The sequence below is a fragment of the Achromobacter semiaridum genome, assembly GCF_053543755.1.
On sequence record NZ_JBLVOL010000040.1, the window covers coordinates 1 to 17,361 of the forward strand.

The following is a 17,361-nucleotide window of genomic DNA, read 5'->3' on the forward strand; positions in this document are numbered from 1 at the left end:
CGTGGGTTCGCCCACGCCAAAGCGGGTGTCCGAGGCGGCCAGCGTGCGGGCCGCGGCGTCCAGGTCCGGCAGGCGGGGCGGCAGGCCGCCCGGGCTGCCGGGGCGGAGATCGGGCGACGCGTTTGTACCGATCAACGCGGCGCGTTCGCGTGCATAGGCATCGCTTAGCAACGCGGCCAGCGGCACCGGGGTGAAGTCGGGGTCGCCATACCAGGCGGCGCGGTCCGCGAACGCCAGCTTGGCGGCTTCGGCAATGCGGTGCACGAACTGCGGCGACGTCGGGTCCAGCCCTTCCATCCCCAGATGCCTCAGCATCGCCAGCTGCTGCAAATGCACCGGCCCTTGCGACCACACGCCGCACTTGGCCACGGTGTAGCGGCCGTACTGGGTGGTGACGGGTTCGTCGTAGGTGGCGCGCCAATCGGCCAGGTCCGACTTGCGCAGCAGACCCCGGTTGCGCTGGCCCGTGGTGTCGCGCACGGGTTCGTTGGTGTAGTAAGCGTCGATGGCATCGGCCACAAACCCGCGATACCAGCAGTCCAGCGCGGCGTCGATGCGCCCGCGCCGATCGGTGCTGGCGGCGTGCGCCTCGTCCAGGATGCGCGTGTACGTAGCGGCGATGGCCGGCGTGCAAAACAGCGAATCGGGCGCGGGCACGCGGCCGTCGGGCATCCAGACGTCGCGCGAGGTGGTCCATTCATCACGAAACAGCGCCTGCACGGCAAGCACGGCCTGCGACACGCGCGGCACCAGCGGGAAGCCGTTGCGGGCGTAGTCGATGGCGGGACGCAAGACGTCGGCCAATTCCCAAGTGCCATAGTCGCGCAGCAGCGTCAGCCACGCCCCGAATGCCCCGGGCACGGTGGCCGGCAGCAGCCCGATGCCCGGCACCATCTCCACGCCCAGCGCGCGAAACGCGGCCGGCGTGGCCAGGGCAGGCGCGGTCCCTTGGCCGCACAGCGCGCGCATGCGCTGTTCGTTTTCGTTCCAGAGCAGGATGGGCACTTCGCCGCCCGGGCCATTCAGGTGCGGTTCGACGATTTGCAGCGTGAAACCGCCGGCCACGGCCGCGTCGTAGGCGTTGCCGCCGCGTTCCAGCACGCCCATGGCCACCTGCGACGCCAGCCAATGCGTGGACGACACAACACCAAAGGTGCCGCGAATTTCAGGACGGGTGGTGAAGGATGCGCTCATGGGGCGGGGCGGTGACAGGCTGGGGACGACCGCAGTATAGGGTCGTGAAATAACTGGAATCATCTTTATGGGCATGATTCAATAACCGTCCGGTTATAGAGACGCACCGAGTACCGCATGAACTGGGACCCCGCCCGACTGTCCAATCGCCTGAAGCATCGCCATCTGGCCCTGCTGGCCAATATTGCCCGGCATGGGTCATTGACCCGTGTGGCGGCGGCCACCGGCATCAGCCAGCCCGCCGTGACCAAGGCGCTGGCCGAACTTGAAGATATTTTTGGCGGACCGCTGTTCCTGCGCAGCGGTCGCGGCCTGGTGCCCACGCCGTTGGGCAAGCTGGCGCTGGTGCGCGCACGCCACATGCAAAGCGATCTGGACCTATGGGCGCGCGAAGTCCAGGCGCTGCATGCCGGCCATTCCGCGCACCTGAACGTGGGCGTGGTGCCCTACGTGTCCAGCGCCTTGCTGACCGCCGCCATCAGCCGCCTGCATCAGCGTTATGGCGTCACGCTGACCTTGCACCGCGCGACCACGGACCACCTGGTGCCCATGCTGCGCCGACACGAGCTGGATTGCATCATCAGCCGGGCCACGTCCACCGTGGCATTGGACGACCTGATGCACAAGGTGCTGTACCACCAGCGCCCGCGCCTGATCGCGCACAGCAGGCTGGCGCAGCGGCTGGCGCGGCGCAAGCCCGATTGGGCTGCCGTGGCCGCCATGGATTGGGTGCTGCCCGCCGCCAACACCCCCACGCGGCAACTGATCGTTGAACACTTCATCCGCGCCGGATTGCGGCCGCCGTCACCGGTGCTGGAAGCCTATTCCACGGATGTGATCGAAGGCATGTTGACGATGAACGAGACGCTGATATCGGTGGTGCCCGAAGACATCGCGCGCGAGCTTTGCCAGCGCGGAAAGCTGGGCATGCCGCCCTGGGACTTCGGGTGGGAACTGCCGCCCATCAACCTGATCAGACGCAAACGCGATCAGGTCTTGGCGGCCGAGGAACGGTTTTCGGAAATCCTGCTGGACCTGTGCGGCGACGCAGGCGCGCCCATGGGGGCGGGCGCGGCGCCGGCTTAACGGGCTATCGCTTGCCGCACGATACCCAGTAACTCGGCGGCCGCCACGTCCGGGTCGGCATCGTTGCTGACGTGGCGTATCGCGCAGTGCGCCGGCACCGCGTAATCCTGCAACGCGCGCGCCAGCCGTTGGCTGATCTGATCGCCGCTTTCGCGGCCCCGGCCCGCCAGCCGCTGCGCAAGCAGGGCCGGCGCAACCGTCAGCTCTACCGCCGTCAACGCCGGGTAGCGCGCATGCGCGACGGGCAGGTGCGCGCGCGAACCGTTCACGATCACCACCGCGCCACACGCCAGCCAAGTGTCGATTTCAATGCCGACGCCGTACTGCAAGCCATGGCTGGCCCAGCGCAGGGCGAAGCAACCCAACGCCGCGCGGCGGTCGAACTCGTCGGGCGTCAATGACAGCGCGTCTTCCGTGGCGCCGCTGTCGCGGGTGATGTAGCGGTGCGCCACCAGCACCGGCTCATGCGCGTGCAATTGGGTGCGCACCCGACGCAGCAGTGTGTCCTTGCCGCTGCCGGACGCACCCATCAGGTAGATCAGCCGCGCCCCGTCGACCGGCGGCGAAACCGGTGCGGGGCCCGTCATGGCGCGGGGGCGCCTTGCAAGGCCTGCACGCCGATGGCGTCCGTTTGCGTGCCGTCGAAATGGTAGTGGCGCGCGGCGACAAAATCCGCGCCCGGTTCCGGCTGCACGAACAGGCTGACGCCGGACACGGGCATGGCCTGCCTGCGCAAGGGCTCGGCAAAGGTGGCTACGCTACGTTGCGCGGCGGCCAGTGCATCGCCTTCCAGCTTGCCGGTCAGCGTGATGTGGAATGTGTACGTATCGAACACATAGGGGTAGCCCCAGCGCGCCAGCATGGCTTGCTGGGCGGGCGTCAACCCGGCGGCCTGGCGCCTTGCCAGTTCGTCGGCGGTGGGTGGCGCGCGCAGGGCGTCAAGGTCACGCACGGCGGCGTCGGCCAGCGCCTGGATGCGGGCGTGCCCGTCGGTATCCGCCTGCGCGATGCGCCAGGCCAGGAAGCCGCGCAGCGTGGCGCATTCCAGCATGACGCCAAAGGGCGCGATGCCGCGCGCAAGCGTGCGAGCGGCGTCGTCCAGCGCCTGCAAGGTAGCGCCCGATGCCAGGCGAAAGGGCGGCTTCAGCGTGGCGTGCAGGCCGTAATGGCGCGGCGCCGCCGTCCAGTCGCGGGCGGCGGATGGCATGCCGGCCAAGGGCGGCAGTGCCGCGCCCGTGTCGGCGCAGCGTCCCAGCCAGCGGCTGCCGCAGTCACGCCAGGGGTTGGCGGGCGACAGGTACAGGGCGTAGCGATGTGCACGCGCCATGGTCAGGCCGCCATGCGCTGGCTGTGCTCGTCGCCAAAGACGCGCGTGGCGTAGCGCACTTCGCCGCCGACAATGGCGGCCACCACGCGCGGCAGCCCTGGCAGATGGTCGTCCACCACGATGGCGTCGGCGATCAGGCCCGGCGCCAAGGCGCCCCGGTCTTTCAAGCCGGCGGCGCGCGCCGGATTCATCGACACCAGGTTCCAGGCCTGCGCCAGCGGCAACACGCCGTCCTGCACCAGCCGCATAACGGCGGCCAGCGGGGCAGGGTAGTAGTAATCGGACGTCAGCACGTCGCACAGGCCGGCCTGGATCATCTGGGTGGCGCCCGGCGCGCCCGTGTGGCTGCCGCCGCGCACAACGTTGGGCGCGCCGAAGACCACGGCGTTGCCCAGGTCGCGGGCGACGCACGCGGCTTCGCGGGTCAGCGGAAATTCGGCCACGCCGCAGCCCAGCTGGTGGTAGTAGCGGCGCGTGGCGGCGTCGGGATCATCGTGCGAGGCCACCTTCAGGCCGGCGGCCTGCGCGCACAGCGTCAGGTCGCGCATGGCGTCGGCCACGGAATCGGCCGCCGACATCGCGGCGCGGATGCGTTGCTGGAAGGTGTCCAGATCGCACTGCGCGCGGTCTGCGTACTGCATCAGCTTGCGTTCATCCCCCAGGCGGCGCGCCATGCCGGGCAGGTGGTCGTTCAACGCCAGAAAGCGCACACGACCATCGCGTATCCATTGCTGCGCCAGCTCCACGCCGCCGATGTGGTGCGTTTCAAAACGCAGGTGCACATAATGCCGCGCGCCCATCATGGGCTTCATGCGCTCCAGCGCGTCGAACATGCGTTCGGCATAGGCTTCACCGCGCAGGCCGCCTTCCCAGGACAGGGTCACGCCATGGAATTCGGTGGTGATGCCGTTGGCCAGCAACTGGCGATCAACATCGAACAGCGCGCTGTCATACGGAAAGGTGACACTGGGGCGCGGCATGATCGCGCGTTCGAAGGCGTCGCCGTGCAAGTCCACGATGCCCGGCAGCACCAGCAGGTGGCCCGCGTCGAACCACGGCGCACCGCGCGCGGGGGCGCTTGCGCCGTCGTCGATCAGCCCGCCTTGAAAGCGCAGGCTGGCCTGTTCAACGCCGCGCGGCGTCAGGATGCGTTGGCCTGTGACACCGGCCAGGGGCGAGGGGGCGTGTGAGTTCATTGCGCCAAGTTATCGGTCTAGCGTGACAGCCAGATGTCTAGATGAGTGATGTTGCATTCCCGCGCCGGGTTTTGGTGTCGGGATTGAAATTCAGCTTGGGTTCCAGCGCGGGCGGCGTCGCGCAGGCGCGCGGCACGACGAGCCGGCGGATCAGCTGTCGTCCGCCACCATCAGCTGCACCAGGTCGCCCACAAAGCGGGTGACGCTGTATTGCAACGGCGCGCCGTCCTGGTCCACGTTCAAGGCTTCCACCTGCAAGATGGGCCGCGTTTTCGGCTGGCCCAGCAGGCGGGCGGTTTCCGGCGTGGGCAGCGTGGCGGTAATGCGCGACCACTTGCGCGTGTAGTCGCCGATGCCGTAGTGCGCATACACCTTCGACACCGACCGCAACGCGGTCAGCCGGTCGCCAAAATCTGGAAAGCGCTTTTCGTCGAAGTAGTGTTCAGACGTGCTGATGGTTCGGTTTTCGGCCTTGCCCAAGATCTGCACGCGTAGCAACGGCGCGTTGCGCGCCAGCCCCAGGTGCTTGGCGATATCGGCGACGCGCAGCGTCTGGCTGCCCAGCGCTTCCTGGTGGCCCAGCACGCCCTGGCTACGCAGGTTTTCGGAAAAGCGCGTGCGTTTGCCGATGGCGTAATCAATGGCGTGTTCCTGCACGAACGTGCCGCGGCCCTGTTCGATGCGCACCAGCCCGCTTTGTTCAAGCTCGCCCATGGCGCGGCGGATGGTGTGCCGGTTGACCGAATACTTGGCGGCCAGCTCGGGCTCGGACGGCAGCTGTTCGCCCGCCGTATAGAGCTTGTTGCGGATGTCGTCCGCCAGGGACTCGCCGATTTGCCGCCAGACGGCGATGCCGGAACCTCGTTCGACCATAGGGTGCGCTCTTGCTGTCACGTCAGCTTCATGAAGAATGGGTGGGATTGTGCACCATGCGGCGGCGGCCGGGTAGGCGGTGTGTAGCCCACGCATCGCCGCTGCAACTGTCATCAAAAATTCACGCCAGACTGTTGAACTTCAATTTGCCAGCGATCATACTTCATCCAGTCGTCTAGACGTGTAGAGGAAATAATGGATCACTCACAAGCGGGGCAGAACGCGGCGAACGCCAGGCGTGCTGCCTGGATGCGCGTGTTGTCGCTGGCGGACCCGGCCGCGCTGGAAGGCGCGTTCAGCGCATTGGGTACCGTGCCCGCCCACCAGATGTTGCGGCCCGCACAGACCGGCATGGCGATGGTGCGGGCGCGTAGCGGCGGCACCGGGGCGCGCTTCAACCTGGGCGAAATGACGGTGACACGTTGCGCCGTCACGCTGGCCGACGGCGTGGTCGGCATGGCCTATGTGCAGGGGCGCAGCGTGCGGCACGCCGAGCAGGCCGCCGTGGCCGACGCGCTGCTGCAACTGCCCGAATGGCACGACACGGTCGATGCGCAAGTGGTCCAGCCGCTGGCGCGGGCCCATGCCGACAAGGTCAACGCGCAGGCCCGCGTGGCCGCGCAGACCAAGGTCGAATTCTTCACGATGGTGCGGGGCGAGGACTGACATGCCGACACAGATCATGCAAGCCCAGGCCCTGCCTATCCGCACCGACGCCGCGCCCGCCGCGCCGCGCGGTTTGTTGCCCGGCTTTGCCGACCCCGTCAACGATGCGCAAGCCACCTTCCGCGCCGCGCTGCGCGCGTTGGCGCATCCCGGTCGTACCCAGCTGATCGCCGCGCGCACCGGCGTGCCGGCCGGGCTGTCCGTGGCAATGACGGCGTTGTTGCTGACGTTGGTGGACGGCGACACCCCCCTGTGGCTCCCGCCCGGCGTGGACGAGGACGTGGTGACGTTCCTGCGCTTTCACTGCGGATGCCCCTTCGTGCCGTCGCCTTCGCTGGCCCGCTTTGCCGCCGTGCCGTCCGGCCATGCCGCACCGGCGCTGTCGGCCTGCCATGCCGGTGACCCGGCGTATCCGGACCTGTCCACCACCTTGCTGATCGAAGTCGATGCGCTGGCGCACGATGGTGTCGCGCGCGCTGCGCATGACACCGTCAGCCTCAGCGGCCCCGGTATCCAGACCCGCAACGCGCTGTCCGTGGCGGGTCTGCCCGACGGCTTTTGGCGCGAATGGCGCCTGAACCACCAACGTTTCCCGCTGGGCGTCGACGTGTTCCTGACGCAAGGCGAGCGGATCTGTGGATTGCCGCGCACCACGCGCGTGGAGAACTGACATGTACGTCGCCGTCAAGGGGGGCGAACGCGCCATCCTGAATTCCTATCGCATGCTGGACGACTACCGGCGCGGCAACCGCGAAGTGCCCGAGCTAAGCCTGGATCAGATCCGTGAACAGATGCCGCTGGCGGTGTCGCGGGTAATGGCCGAGGGCTCGCTCTACGATCCGCAACTTGCCGCGTTGGCGCTCAAGCAGGCCGCGGGGGACCAGATCGAAGCCGTGTTCCTGCTGCGCGCCTATCGCACAACGCTCTCGCGCCTGGGCTATACGCAGCCGATCGACACCGGCGCCATGCGCTTGCAGCGTCGCATTTCATCCACGTTCAAGGATGTGCCGGGCGGCCAGATACTGGGGCCCACCTACGACTACACCCAACGCCTGCTGGACTTCACGCTGGCCGCCCAGCGCGAGGCCGACGCGCTGCCGCCGGGCGCCGACGCCCTGGATAGCGCGATGCCGCGCGTGACGGACCTGCTGGCGCAAGATGATCTGATCGACGCCGAGCCCGTGCCCGATGGCGACCCCGAGCCTTTCGACCTGACGCGCCAGCCGATGGAGTTTCCCGCCTCGCGCCCGGCACGCCTGCAAAACCTGGCGCGCGCCGACGAAGGCTTTCTGTTGTCCATGGGATATTCCACGCAGCGTGGCTATGGCAACACCCATCCCTTCGCCGCCGAAATCCGCTACGGCACGCTGGAAGTCGACATGATGGTGGAAGAGCTGGGCTTTGCCGTCACCATCGGCGAAATCGAAATTACCGAATGCCAGATGGTCAGCCAGTTCGCGGCCAATGGGGAAGACGGCCCGACATTCACGCGCGGCTACGGCCTGACGTTCGGCTATGGCGAACGCCGGGCCATGTCGATGGCGTTGGTGGATCGCGCGCTGAAGGCGCAAGAGCTGGGCGAACGCGCCGACTCGCCCGCCAACGATCACGAATTCGTGCTGTATCACAGCGACAACGTCGAGGCGTCCGGCTTTGTGCAGCACTTGAAGCTGCCGCACTACGTGGACTTCCAGGCCAATCTGGAGCTGCTGCGCCGGCTGCGCGCCGACCGGCACGCGCCGCAACCCGCATCCCGCGACCTGATGGACGAGGCTGTTTCGCAATGACCCCGAACATGACTGCAACGCAGAACAGAAACGCGGACGCCCCGGCGGACGCCGCAGGCTGCGCCACCGCCCAAGCCCAAGCCCAAACCCAGGCCAATGCCCCGGCCGCCACGGTCCCGCGCGACCCGCATTACAACTTTGCGTACCTGGACGAATCCACCAAGCGCATGCTGCGCCGCGCCTTGCTCAAGGCGGTGTCCATTCCCGGCTACCAAGTGCCGTTCGGCAGCCGCGAAATGCCGCTGCCTTATGGCTGGGGCACGGGCGGCATCCAGGTAACGGCAGCCATCATCGGCGCGGACGACGTGCTCAAGGTCATCGACCAGGGTTCGGACGACACCACCAACGCCATCAACATCCGCCGCTTCTTCGGCCGCGTCACGGGTGTGGCCACCACCACGTCCACGCCCGCGGCCACCATTGTGCAGAGCCGCCATCGCATCCCCGAAACTCCGTTGCGCGAAGGGCAGGTGATGGTGTTCCAGGTGCCCATCCCCGAGCCCCTGCGCTGGCTGGAACCCAGCGAAACCGAAACGCGCACCATGCATGCACTGGCGGAATACGGCGGCATGCACGTCAAGCTGTACGAAGACATCGCGCAGCATGGCCACATCGCCACCACCTACGATTACCCCGTTATCGTGAACGACCGCTACATGATGCGACCGTCGCCCATCCCGAAGTTCGACAACCCCAAGCTGGACGGCAGCCCCGCGCTGATGCTGTTCGGCGCCGGCCGCGAAAAGCGCGTCTACGCCGTGCCGCCCTACACGTCGGTCAAGAGCCTGGACTTTGACGACCACCCGTTCACCGTGGAAACCTGGGACGAATGCTGCGACCTGTGCGGCTCGCGCGACAGCTATCTGGACGAGATCATTCTGGATGACGCGGGCACGCGCCGCTTTGTGTGTTCAGACACCGAATACTGCAACCACCGCCAAACGCAGCAACGCGACAACGAGGCCGCCGCATGAACGCGCATCCACTGCTTTCCGTGCGCAGGCTGACCCGCACCTGGGACGGCGTGCACGGCTGCCGCGACGTCAGTTTTGACCTGTATCCGGGTGAAGTGCTGTGCATCGTGGGGGAATCGGGTTCGGGCAAAAGCACCTTGCTGTCGGCGGTGTCGCACCAGACCTCGCCCGATGCGGGCAGCGTCTGGTACGACACGCGTGACCAGGGTTTCATCGACCTTGCCAACCTGCAAGGCGCGCGTCTGCGATTGTTGTCGCGCACCGATTGGGGCTTCGTGCGGCAGAACGCGCGCGACGGGCTGCGCATGCAGGTCAGCGCGGGCGCCAATATCGCCGAGCGGCTGATGGCGGTGGGCGATCGCCACTACGGCGAGCTACGCGCGGTGGCGGGCAACTGGCTGCAAAAGATGGAGATCGACGTGGGCCGGCTGGACGATACGCCGGTGTCGTTTTCCGGCGGCATGCAGCAGCGTCTGCAAATCGCCCGCAACCTGGTAACGCATCCGCGCCTGGTGTTCATGGACGAACCCACGGCGTCGTTGGACGTGTCGGTGCAGGCGCGGCTGCTGGACCTGCTGCGCCAACTGGTCACGGACCTGGGCCTGGCCGCCATTGTCGTCACGCATGACCTGGCGGTGGCGCGGCTGTTGGCGCATCGCACGCTGGTGATGCGCGGCGGCGTCGTGGTTGAAAGCGGGCTGACCGACCAGATTCTTGACGACCCCCAACACCCCTACACCCAGTTGCTGGTGTCTTCCATTTTGCAGAGCTGACCATGCAGGCATCCCTATCCATGATTGAAGTGCGGGGGCTGGTAAAACGGTTCACGCTGCACAACCAGGGCGGCATGCGGCTGCCCGTGCTGGACGCCGTGGACATGACCGCCGCCGCGGGCGATTGCCTGGTGCTGGCGGGCCCGTCGGGCACCGGCAAAAGCACTTTGCTGCGTTGCCTGTACGGCAATTACCTGGCCACCGAAGGCAGCATCCGCGTGCGCGCCCATGATGAATGGGTCGAGCTGGTGGGCGCGCCCGAACAGCGCATTCTGGCGCTGCGGCGCGACGTCATCGGCTATGTCAGCCAGTTCTTGCGCGTCATTCCCCGGGTGTCCGCGCTGGACGTGGTGGCCGAACCGCTGCGCGTGGCCGGCGTGGACGCCGCCGACGCGCGCGAGCAGGCCGGCGCCTTGCTGCAACGCCTGAACGTGCCACCGCGTTTGTGGGGCCTGGCGCCCGCCACGTTCTCCGGCGGCGAGCAGCAGCGCGTCAACATCGCGCGGGGCTTTATCGCCCGCCATCCGATCCTGTTGCTGGACGAGCCCACGGCGTCGCTGGACGCCGACAACCGCCGCGTGGTCATCGCGCTGATCCACGAAGCGCTGGCCGCGGGCCGCTGCCTGCTGGGCATCTTCCACGACGCCGAGGTGCGCGACGCCGTCGCCACCCAAACCCTGGCGCTGCGCCCCGCGCCGGCCGCCACGCTTGCCCTGGAGCCGTCATGCCAAGCTCATACCTGACCCACGCCCGCGTGATCATGTCCGACCGCGTGCTGGAGAACAGCGCGGTGCTGATCGATGATGGCCGCATCGTGGCCATCGAACCGGACGGCGCGCGCGCGGACCGCGTGGTCGACCTGCAAGGCCAGACCTTGATGCCCGGCCTGATCGACCTGCATTGCGATGCCATCGAAAAGGAAGCGGAACCCCGCTCGCGCGTGTTGTTCCCGTTCGATTTCGCGGTGGCGCAGGTGGACCGCCGCAACGCCGCCGCCGGCATCACCACGCCTTTTCACGCGCTGTCGTTCGCCAACAATGAATGGGGCGTGCGCAACAACCAGACTGCCGCGCAGGTGGTGCGGGCTGTGCATGCTTTCCGCCCGCACAGCCTGGTGGACAACCGCGTGCATTGCCGCTACGAAGTCACCGATGAAACCTCGGTGGACGTGCTGCGCGCGTTGATGGACGAAGGCGCGGTGGATCTGTTGTCGGTGATGGATCATTCGCCGGGTCAGGGTCAATTCAAGACGCTGGAATCCTATCTGCAATACATGATGGGCAACCACGCCATGAGTCGCGAGCAGGCCGAAGAGGCGGCCCACGCCAAGACGCGCGCCAAGGACGGCGCGGTGATGCGCGTGCAGACCTTGTTGGCGCACGCGCACGCGCTGGGCATCGCCACCGCCAGCCATGACGATGATTCCGTGCAGCGCATCGCCACCATGCGCAACCTCGGCGTGTCGATGAGCGAATTCCCGATCACCCTGGACACGGCGCGCGCGGCGGTGTCCTGCGGCCTGCCTACCATCCTGGGGGCGCCCAACGTGTTGCGCGGGCAAAGCCAAAGCGGCTCGATGCGCGCCATTGACGCCATCCGCGCGGGCGTGGCCAGCTGCCTGTGTTCGGACTACCAGCCGTCCACCCTGATCGCCGCCGCGTTTGCCGTGGCGGCGCAAACCGACCTGAGCTGGCCACAGGCCATCGCCTTGGTCACGGCCAACCCGGCCGACGCCTGCGGGCTGTCCGACCGGGGCCGCATCGCGGTGGGGCAGCGGGCGGACCTGGTGGCGGTGGCGCAGGTGGGCGCGTTGCCACTGATCAGTCACACCTGGTCGGCCGGCAGGCTGGTATTCTCCACGCACTATCTGCCGACGCGCACGCACGCAACGGCGCTGCCCGAGCCGCAACGCGCGGTGGCATGACCCCCGTTTTCCGGAGTACCGCGATGAATCCTATCGTGATTGCCGTGGCGCTAAGCGCAACGCATGCGTTCAGCAAACCGGTCGTGCCGACGATCATGTTGCTGCGGGGGCTAGGCGTTGAAGGCGACGCGCACCAGGGGGTGACCGTCAAGCATCGGTCCCGCGTGCGGGCCGACCCCACGCAGCCCAACCTGCGCCAGGTGCATCTGATTCAGGCTGAATTGCACGACGAGCTGCAGCTGGCCGGCTTCAATGTGGCCGAAGGCACCATGGGCGAAAACATCACTACGCGCGGTATTGACCTGCTGGCATTGCCACGCGGGACACGCCTGCGTATCGGCCAAGATGCCATCATCGAAATCACCGGCTTGCGCAATCCTTGCGTGCAACTGGACCAATATCAGAAAGGTCTGATGGCCGCCGTGTTGGGCCGCCACCCGGACGGCAGCCTGCAACGGCGCGCCGGCGTGATGGGGATTGTGATCGAGGGCGGGGCGGTCAGCCCGGGCGACGCTATCCGGACCGAGCTTCCCGCACTGCCGCATTTGGCACTGGAACGGGTGTAGCGTCAAAAACATCGCGGGCAGCCACAGACGGGTCGCCGCGCATCTGGTTAAATGGCGAAAGGCGTAACGGCCTGAGGCGCAGCCGATACTTTTTCGGCTCGCTATCCAATTTTCCGGAGCGCGCGATGGCACGATTCAATTTCACCCAAGACCCCGAAGAACCCGATCTGTGGGCGGCCGAAAACGTGCCAGCCGGCGAGGGCCGGCCCCCCATTCACGTCATGATCCAGACGGATGGCGAAGAGCCCGACGGCGGCGCGTCCAAGGTGGTCAAGGGCATCATCGACAATCTTGACGATCACATCCTGGCAGCGGCCGAGTTCCTGCTGGATAACTATTCGTACGAACACTACAAGAAGTTGGGTCTGGAAGACGATCAACTGCTGCAGGAAGAAACCGCCGAAGGCATGGCGGAAAAAGCCGTGCTGCGCGCGTTGTGGCTGTTCGACGAAGACGGGGACGGCTACGAACTGTGGTTCACGCTGCCTTGGGACCCGGTGCACACGTATGACGTCGAATTCGAAGACGGCGCGCCGGTGTCGTGCTCGGTCAACGACTAAGCCGCTGACTGTCCGGCCAGGCACTGAAAGTCCGGCCGGGCACTGAAAGTCCGGCCAAGCCCTGCAAGCCCGGCCAAGCCCGGCAAGCCCGGCCAAGCCCTGCAAGCCCGGCCAAGCATCGCAAGCCCGGCCAAGCACTGAACGCGGGTGCGCGCCCCGCCGATCCGCCCGCGTGGCGGCGACGGGGTTTAGCGAACCAGCTCGAATTTTGTCGACAGGCTTTGCCCCAACGATTCGTCGTAGCGGTAGCGCAGCTTGATCGGCTTGCCCTGGCGAATCTGCCCGGGCGGCGTGTCTTGCAGCGACACGTCCATTTCGCGGTTCACGAATTCTGTACAGTCCGTGTCCGCGCGCGCGCCTTCGGGAAGGTCGGCCGCCTTTACCTTGATACGAAACGTGGTTTCAGACAGCGTCGTGCCGTCGGTGCGGCTTTGCCGCATCTGTAGCGCGGGCGTTATGGCCGTGCCTGCCAGGTCGCAGGAAATGCGGGTCCAGGCGTTTGCGTCAGCGGCGGCAATCAGGGCGATGGCCGCCAGGATGCCGCGCAAGGGTAGGGGTGTCATGGCATTGCGAAGGGCGGGCGCTGCCGCAAGGCGCGCCGCGCCGCAGGTCAAGAACGGGAAGCCTATGTTGCTCCCGCGCTTGCGGCCCGGTCAAGCAGCCGAATCAAGCAGCCGGATCAAGCAGCCGAATCAGGCAGCCGGATCAAGCAGCCGCATCGTCGCGGTCGTCTTCCAGTTTTGCAATGACGGCGGTGGCCAGGCTGTTGCCCACCACATTGGTCGCGGTGCGTCCCATGTCGAAGAACTGGTCGATGCCCATGATCAGCAGCAGGCCCGCTTCCGGCAAATGGAACATCGGCAGGGTGGCGGCCACCACCACCAGCGACGCGCGCGCCACGCCCGCCATGCCTTTGCTGGTCACCATCAGCACCAGCAACAGCGTCAACTGCTGCGCAAAGCTCATCTCAATGTTGTAGGCCTGCGCAATGAACAGTACGGCGAACGACTGATACATCATCGAGCCGTCCAGGTTGAACGAATATCCCAACGGCAGCACAAAGCCAGAGATGCGCTTGGACACGCCAAAGCGTTCCAGCGCTTCGATGGTTTTCGGATAGGCCGATTCGCTGCTGGCCGTGGAAAACGCCAGCAGGGTCGGTTCTTTGATCAGCCCGCCCAGGCGCCGCGTGGACTTGCCCAGGAACAGGTAACCGACGCCAAACAGAATTGCCCACAGCAGCGCCAGGCCCAGATAGAACTCCCCGATCAGCTTGCCGTAGCTGACCAGCACGCCCAGGCCCTCGGTGGTGATGGCGGCGGCCATGGCGGCGAACACGCCCAGCGGCGCAAAGCGCATCACGTAGTCGGTAACGCGGAACATGATCTTGGCCAGCTCGTCGATCATCGTGTAGATCGTGTTGTGGCCCTTGCCGCGTATGAACGACAGCGCGCCGCCAAAGAACAGCGAGAACACAAGGATCTGGAGGATCTCGTTGTTGGCCATCGCTTCGGCGATGCTTTTGGGAAACACGTGCGCGATGAACGCCTTGAGCGTGAAGTCGCCTGTCTTCAGGCCCGACGTGATCCCCGTGTCCGGAATCGCCAGGTTCATGTGCGCACCCGGCTGAAAGATATTGACCAGCAGCAGGCCCAGCAGCAAGGACACGGCGGACGCCGCGATGAACCACACCATGGCGCGCAGACCGATGCGGCCTACAGCGTTCGCATCGCTCATGCTGGCCAGGCCCGACACCAGCGTCGCGAAAACCAGCGGCGCGATGATCATCTTGATCATGCGCAGGAAGATATCGGTGACCAGGCTGAAGTACGACGCGATTTGCGCCGCGTGCTTCGCGTCCTGCGCCGTCTTGTTGCACAGGTAGCCCACCACGACGCCCAGCACCATGGCAATGCCGATGTAACGCGTCAGCTTCTTTGTATTCATGATCAAAACGGAAACAAGGGGTCCGCCGCATAGCGCCCCTGGGGTGGGGGTCGGCCCGCCGGCATGGGGCGGGAAAGGCGGTCCGGTTTTGGGATGCCAAGGCAAATCCCGAGGTACGGGTTTTCCCTTGGGGCGCGATGTTAACGCCCGCCACCTGACAGCGAGTTGTCATGTGGGGGACATATCCGTAACACCTTTGGCGTGACAGAATGGGTCCGCCCGGCCGATCGCATCGGCCATGCGGCGCATCTGAAAAGCCGGCCCCAACGGGGCGATAACAGGAGACAAGGCAATGCCGAAACGCGAACTGTCCGTGCTGGCAACGGGATACACGTACCTGGAAGGGTTGCGATGGCACGACGACCGCTTGTGGGCCTCGGACTTCTATACCGGGCAAGTCATCGCCGTGGATCTAAAGGGCAATATCGAGCTGATCTGCCGCGTGCCCCAGCAGCCCTCGGGCCTGGGCTGGCTGCCCGATGGCCGTTTGCTGATCTCGTCCATGAAAGACCGCAAGGTGCTGCGCCGCGAAGCGGACGCCACTCTAAGCGTGCATGCGGATTTGTCCTCGTTGGCGGGCGGGCCGATCAACGACATGGTGGTGGATGCGCAGGGCCGGGCGTATGTCGGCAACTTCGGTTTCGACCTGATGGCCGGCGAACCCGTCGCGACCACCACGCTGGTGCGCGTGGATACCGACGGGGTTGCGCAGGCGGTGGCGGACGGGCTGTGCTTTCCCAACGGGTCGTTCATCACGCCGGACGGCGGCACGCTGATCGTCAACGAGACCTTCGGCAACCGCATTTCAGAATTCGACATCCTGCCCACCGGCGCCTTGGGCCCGCGCCGCGACTGGGCCAACTTCGGCCCGTTGCCGGACAGCAACGACTTGTCGGTGCTGATCGCCGCGTCGGCCATTGCCCCGGACGGGGGCGCGCTGGATGCGGAAGGAGCCTTGTGGGTGGCCGACGCCATCGGCAAGCGCATCGTGCGGGTGGAGCGGGGCGGCGCCATTCTGGAACAGATCGATACCGGCGAATTCGGCATCTTCGCGGCGGCGCTGGGCGGGCCGGACGGCTGCACGCTGTTCATGGCGGCCGCGCCCGACTTCATCGAAGCCAACCGCCGCGCCAAGCCGGAAGCTCGCATCCTGACGACCCGGGTGGACGTGCCGCACGCCGGCAGGCCCTGACGCGCGGCGGGGGCTGGGCAAGGGCGGGCAACAGCGGGACGGCGTAGACCGGTTCTACGCCGTCCGTCCTCGGCTGAATGGACTGGATACCGGCGGTTGCAAGACCTTTCCTGGAAACCCCCGTAAAATCACCCCATTCAGCAAGACTTCAACCATTTCAATAAACAGTACTTAGGAGGACCACTCATGGCCCTAGTCTCCATGCGCCAGTTGCTCGACCACGCCGCCGAGAACGGCTACGGCATTCCGGCTTTCAACGTCAACAACCTGGAACAAGTCCAGGCCATCATGGAAGCCGCTGCGGAGACCGACAGCCCGGTGATCATGCAAGCCTCGGCCGGCGCGCGCAAGTACGCGGGCGAAGGCTTCCTGAAGCACCTGATCCAGGCCGCGGTTGAGTCCTACCCGCACATCCCCGTCGTGATGCACCAGGATCACGGCCAGTCTCCCAAGATCTGCCAAGGCGCCATCGACCTGGGTTTCTCCAGCGTGATGATGGACGGTTCGCTGAAAGAAGACGGCAAGACCATCGCCGACTACGACTACAACGTCGAAGTGACCAAGAAGGTCGTGGACGTGGCCCACAAGCTGGGCGTGACGGTTGAAGGCGAACTGGGCTGCCTGGGTTCCCTGGAAACCATGGAAGGCGACAAGGAAGACGGCCACGGCGCCGACGGCAAGCTGACCATGGACCAGCTGCTGACCGACCCCGAACAAGCCGCCGACTTCGTCCGCCGCACCCAGCTGGACGCGTTGGCAATTGCCATCGGCACCAGCCACGGCGCCTATAAGTTCACGCGCAAGCCCACGGGCGACATCCTGTCGATTTCCCGCATCAAGGAAATCCACGCCCGCCTGCCGAACACCCACCTGGTGATGCACGGCAGCTCCAGCGTGCCGCAGGAACTGCTGGCTGAAATCCGCGAATTCGGCGGCAACATGAAGGAAACCTACGGCGTGCCCGTCGAGGAAATCCAGGAAGCCATCAAGTACGGCGTGCGCAAGATCAATATCGACACCGATATTCGTCTGGCCATGACCGGCGCGATTCGCCGCTTCTTTGCCGAGAACCCCGAAAAGTTCGACCCGCGCGAATACCTGAAGCCCGCCCGCGCCGCCGCCAAGGCGATCTGTGTGGCTCGCTACACGGAATTCGGCACCGCCGGCAATGCCAGCAAGATCCGCGCGCTGCCGCTGACCGAAATTGCCGCGCAATACGCGTCGGGCAAGCTGTCGCAAGTGGTGCAATAAGCCTGCCACGCCGCCGCCGTCGCGCGGCGGCGCGGTGATGGAAAA

General features: G+C 66.2%; 19 protein-coding genes. 12 read left to right on the forward strand and 7 right to left on the reverse strand.

The window, feature by feature from the left end; all coding sequences use genetic code 11:
- The coding region (locus ACNPP0_RS12425; RefSeq protein ID WP_448706047.1) for a gamma-glutamyltransferase family protein at positions 1-1,194 on the reverse strand (1,194 nt) is incomplete at its 3' end.
- A 117-nt stretch (positions 1,195-1,311) separates the two neighbouring features.
- Here ACNPP0_RS12425 and ACNPP0_RS12430 point away from each other — a divergent pair.
- Positions 1,312-2,280 (forward strand): LysR family transcriptional regulator, encoded by a 969-nt coding sequence (locus ACNPP0_RS12430; protein ID WP_448706048.1) that lies wholly within the window; start codon positions 1,312-1,314, stop codon positions 2,278-2,280.
- Here ACNPP0_RS12430 and phnN read toward each other — a convergent pair.
- From phnN to phnF, 4 genes are all read right to left on the reverse strand, one after another.
- Complete coding sequence (phnN, locus tag ACNPP0_RS12435) at positions 2,277-2,867, reverse strand: phosphonate metabolism protein/1,5-bisphosphokinase (PRPP-forming) PhnN (protein ID WP_332613126.1); 591 nt, start codon at positions 2,865-2,867, stop codon at positions 2,277-2,279. The genes ACNPP0_RS12430 and phnN overlap by 4 nt on opposite strands.
- On the reverse strand, positions 2,864-3,607 hold the full coding sequence (locus tag ACNPP0_RS12440) for a DUF1045 domain-containing protein (RefSeq protein ID WP_448706049.1): 744 nt from the start codon (positions 3,605-3,607) through the stop codon (positions 2,864-2,866). The genes phnN and ACNPP0_RS12440 overlap by 4 nt, the downstream gene beginning before the upstream one ends.
- 2 nt (positions 3,608-3,609) lie before the next feature.
- Positions 3,610-4,803, reverse strand: a complete 1,194-nt coding sequence (locus ACNPP0_RS12445; protein ID WP_332613128.1) for an alpha-D-ribose 1-methylphosphonate 5-triphosphate diphosphatase — start codon at positions 4,801-4,803, stop codon at positions 3,610-3,612.
- A 150-nt stretch (positions 4,804-4,953) separates the two neighbouring features.
- A complete protein-coding gene (gene phnF / locus ACNPP0_RS12450; protein WP_332613129.1) occupies positions 4,954-5,676 on the reverse strand; it encodes a phosphonate metabolism transcriptional regulator PhnF in 723 nt (240 codons plus the stop codon).
- Positions 5,677-5,871: 195 nt separating this feature from the next.
- On the opposite strand from phnF, the gene phnG reads away from it, so the two are divergent.
- The 9 genes from phnG to ACNPP0_RS12495 all read left to right on the forward strand — a co-directional run bounded on the left by phnG (position 5,872) and on the right by ACNPP0_RS12495 (position 12,926).
- The gene (gene phnG / locus ACNPP0_RS12455; RefSeq protein WP_332613130.1) at positions 5,872-6,342 is read left to right on the forward strand and encodes a phosphonate C-P lyase system protein PhnG; all 471 of its coding nucleotides are present in this window, start codon (positions 5,872-5,874) and stop codon (positions 6,340-6,342) included.
- 1 nt (position 6,343) lies between these two features.
- On the forward strand, positions 6,344-7,012 hold the full coding sequence (gene phnH / locus ACNPP0_RS12460) for a phosphonate C-P lyase system protein PhnH (protein ID WP_448706050.1): 669 nt from the start codon (positions 6,344-6,346) through the stop codon (positions 7,010-7,012).
- Between the two features lies 1 nt (position 7,013).
- The gene (locus ACNPP0_RS12465; protein WP_448706051.1) at positions 7,014-8,129 is read left to right on the forward strand and encodes a carbon-phosphorus lyase complex subunit; all 1,116 of its coding nucleotides are present in this window, start codon (positions 7,014-7,016) and stop codon (positions 8,127-8,129) included.
- A gap of 8 nt (positions 8,130-8,137) precedes the next feature.
- Positions 8,138-9,103 (forward strand): alpha-D-ribose 1-methylphosphonate 5-phosphate C-P-lyase PhnJ, encoded by a 966-nt coding sequence (locus tag ACNPP0_RS12470; RefSeq protein ID WP_448706052.1) that lies wholly within the window; start codon positions 8,138-8,140, stop codon positions 9,101-9,103.
- Positions 9,100-9,876: a phosphonate C-P lyase system protein PhnK gene (gene phnK / locus ACNPP0_RS12475; protein WP_448706053.1), complete on the forward strand. Its 777-nt coding sequence runs from the start codon at positions 9,100-9,102 to the stop codon at positions 9,874-9,876. The genes ACNPP0_RS12470 and phnK overlap by 4 nt, the downstream gene beginning before the upstream one ends.
- 2 nt (positions 9,877-9,878) lie before the next feature.
- Positions 9,879-10,619 (forward strand): phosphonate C-P lyase system protein PhnL, encoded by a 741-nt coding sequence (gene phnL / locus ACNPP0_RS12480; protein ID WP_332613136.1) that lies wholly within the window; start codon positions 9,879-9,881, stop codon positions 10,617-10,619.
- Positions 10,601-11,800 (forward strand): alpha-D-ribose 1-methylphosphonate 5-triphosphate diphosphatase, encoded by a 1,200-nt coding sequence (locus ACNPP0_RS12485; protein ID WP_448706054.1) that lies wholly within the window; start codon positions 10,601-10,603, stop codon positions 11,798-11,800. Before phnL ends, ACNPP0_RS12485 begins: the two co-directional genes overlap by 19 nt.
- Positions 11,801-11,823: 23 nt before the next feature.
- Positions 11,824-12,366 carry an MOSC domain-containing protein gene (locus ACNPP0_RS12490; protein WP_332613139.1) on the forward strand — a complete coding sequence of 181 codons (543 nt, stop codon included), beginning with the start codon at positions 11,824-11,826 and terminating at the stop codon, positions 12,364-12,366.
- 125 nt (positions 12,367-12,491) lie between these two features.
- Positions 12,492-12,926 carry a hypothetical protein gene (locus tag ACNPP0_RS12495; RefSeq protein WP_332613140.1) on the forward strand — a complete coding sequence of 145 codons (435 nt, stop codon included), beginning with the start codon at positions 12,492-12,494 and terminating at the stop codon, positions 12,924-12,926.
- A gap of 188 nt (positions 12,927-13,114) precedes the next feature.
- Here the strand turns inward: ACNPP0_RS12495 and ACNPP0_RS12500 are convergent, their stop codons facing one another.
- Together ACNPP0_RS12500 and ACNPP0_RS12505 are read right to left on the reverse strand one after the other, a co-directional pair.
- Entirely contained in the window at positions 13,115-13,489 is a 375-nt protein-coding gene (locus tag ACNPP0_RS12500) for a hypothetical protein (protein WP_332613141.1), read from the reverse strand.
- A 142-nt stretch (positions 13,490-13,631) separates the two neighbouring features.
- The gene (locus ACNPP0_RS12505) at positions 13,632-14,873 is read right to left on the reverse strand and encodes a dicarboxylate/amino acid:cation symporter (RefSeq protein WP_332613142.1); all 1,242 of its coding nucleotides are present in this window, start codon (positions 14,871-14,873) and stop codon (positions 13,632-13,634) included.
- Between the two features lie 292 nt (positions 14,874-15,165).
- Here ACNPP0_RS12505 and ACNPP0_RS12510 point away from each other — a divergent pair, with 292 nt between their 5' ends.
- Positions 15,166-16,065 carry an SMP-30/gluconolactonase/LRE family protein gene (locus tag ACNPP0_RS12510; protein ID WP_448706055.1) on the forward strand — a complete coding sequence of 300 codons (900 nt, stop codon included), beginning with the start codon at positions 15,166-15,168 and terminating at the stop codon, positions 16,063-16,065.
- Positions 16,066-16,251: 186 nt separating this feature from the next.
- Positions 16,252-17,316 carry a class II fructose-bisphosphate aldolase gene (gene fba, locus ACNPP0_RS12515; protein ID WP_332613144.1) on the forward strand — a complete coding sequence of 355 codons (1,065 nt, stop codon included), beginning with the start codon at positions 16,252-16,254 and terminating at the stop codon, positions 17,314-17,316.
- Positions 17,317-17,361 lie beyond the last annotated feature (45 nt).

What these genes read in the sequence shown, in the direction of transcription:
- ACNPP0_RS12495 (WP_332613140.1), top strand. Translation starts at nt 12,492, where the DNA reads ATGGCACGATTCAATTTCACCCAAGACCCCGAAGAACCCGATCTGTGG.
- ACNPP0_RS12465 (WP_448706051.1), top strand. Translation starts at nt 7,014, where the DNA reads ATGTACGTCGCCGTCAAGGGGGGCGAACGCGCCATCCTGAATTCCTAT.
- ACNPP0_RS12440 (WP_448706049.1), bottom strand. Translation starts at nt 3,607, where the DNA reads ATGGCGCGTGCACATCGCTACGCCCTGTACCTGTCGCCCGCCAACCCC.
- ACNPP0_RS12505 (WP_332613142.1), bottom strand. Translation starts at nt 14,873, where the DNA reads ATGAATACAAAGAAGCTGACGCGTTACATCGGCATTGCCATGGTGCTG.
- phnN (WP_332613126.1), bottom strand. Translation starts at nt 2,867, where the DNA reads ATGACGGGCCCCGCACCGGTTTCGCCGCCGGTCGACGGGGCGCGGCTG.
- ACNPP0_RS12485 (WP_448706054.1), top strand. Translation starts at nt 10,601, where the DNA reads ATGCCAAGCTCATACCTGACCCACGCCCGCGTGATCATGTCCGACCGC.
- ACNPP0_RS12470 (WP_448706052.1), top strand. Translation starts at nt 8,138, where the DNA reads ATGACTGCAACGCAGAACAGAAACGCGGACGCCCCGGCGGACGCCGCA.
- fba (WP_332613144.1), top strand. Translation starts at nt 16,252, where the DNA reads ATGGCCCTAGTCTCCATGCGCCAGTTGCTCGACCACGCCGCCGAGAAC.
- ACNPP0_RS12430 (WP_448706048.1), top strand. Translation starts at nt 1,312, where the DNA reads ATGAACTGGGACCCCGCCCGACTGTCCAATCGCCTGAAGCATCGCCAT.
- ACNPP0_RS12500 (WP_332613141.1), bottom strand. Translation starts at nt 13,489, where the DNA reads ATGACACCCCTACCCTTGCGCGGCATCCTGGCGGCCATCGCCCTGATT.
- phnF (WP_332613129.1), bottom strand. Translation starts at nt 5,676, where the DNA reads ATGGTCGAACGAGGTTCCGGCATCGCCGTCTGGCGGCAAATCGGCGAG.
- phnK (WP_448706053.1), top strand. Translation starts at nt 9,100, where the DNA reads ATGAACGCGCATCCACTGCTTTCCGTGCGCAGGCTGACCCGCACCTGG.
- ACNPP0_RS12490 (WP_332613139.1), top strand. Translation starts at nt 11,824, where the DNA reads ATGAATCCTATCGTGATTGCCGTGGCGCTAAGCGCAACGCATGCGTTC.
- ACNPP0_RS12445 (WP_332613128.1), bottom strand. Translation starts at nt 4,803, where the DNA reads ATGAACTCACACGCCCCCTCGCCCCTGGCCGGTGTCACAGGCCAACGC.
- ACNPP0_RS12510 (WP_448706055.1), top strand. Translation starts at nt 15,166, where the DNA reads ATGCCGAAACGCGAACTGTCCGTGCTGGCAACGGGATACACGTACCTG.
- phnG (WP_332613130.1), top strand. Translation starts at nt 5,872, where the DNA reads ATGGATCACTCACAAGCGGGGCAGAACGCGGCGAACGCCAGGCGTGCT.
- phnL (WP_332613136.1), top strand. Translation starts at nt 9,879, where the DNA reads ATGCAGGCATCCCTATCCATGATTGAAGTGCGGGGGCTGGTAAAACGG.
- phnH (WP_448706050.1), top strand. Translation starts at nt 6,344, where the DNA reads ATGCCGACACAGATCATGCAAGCCCAGGCCCTGCCTATCCGCACCGAC.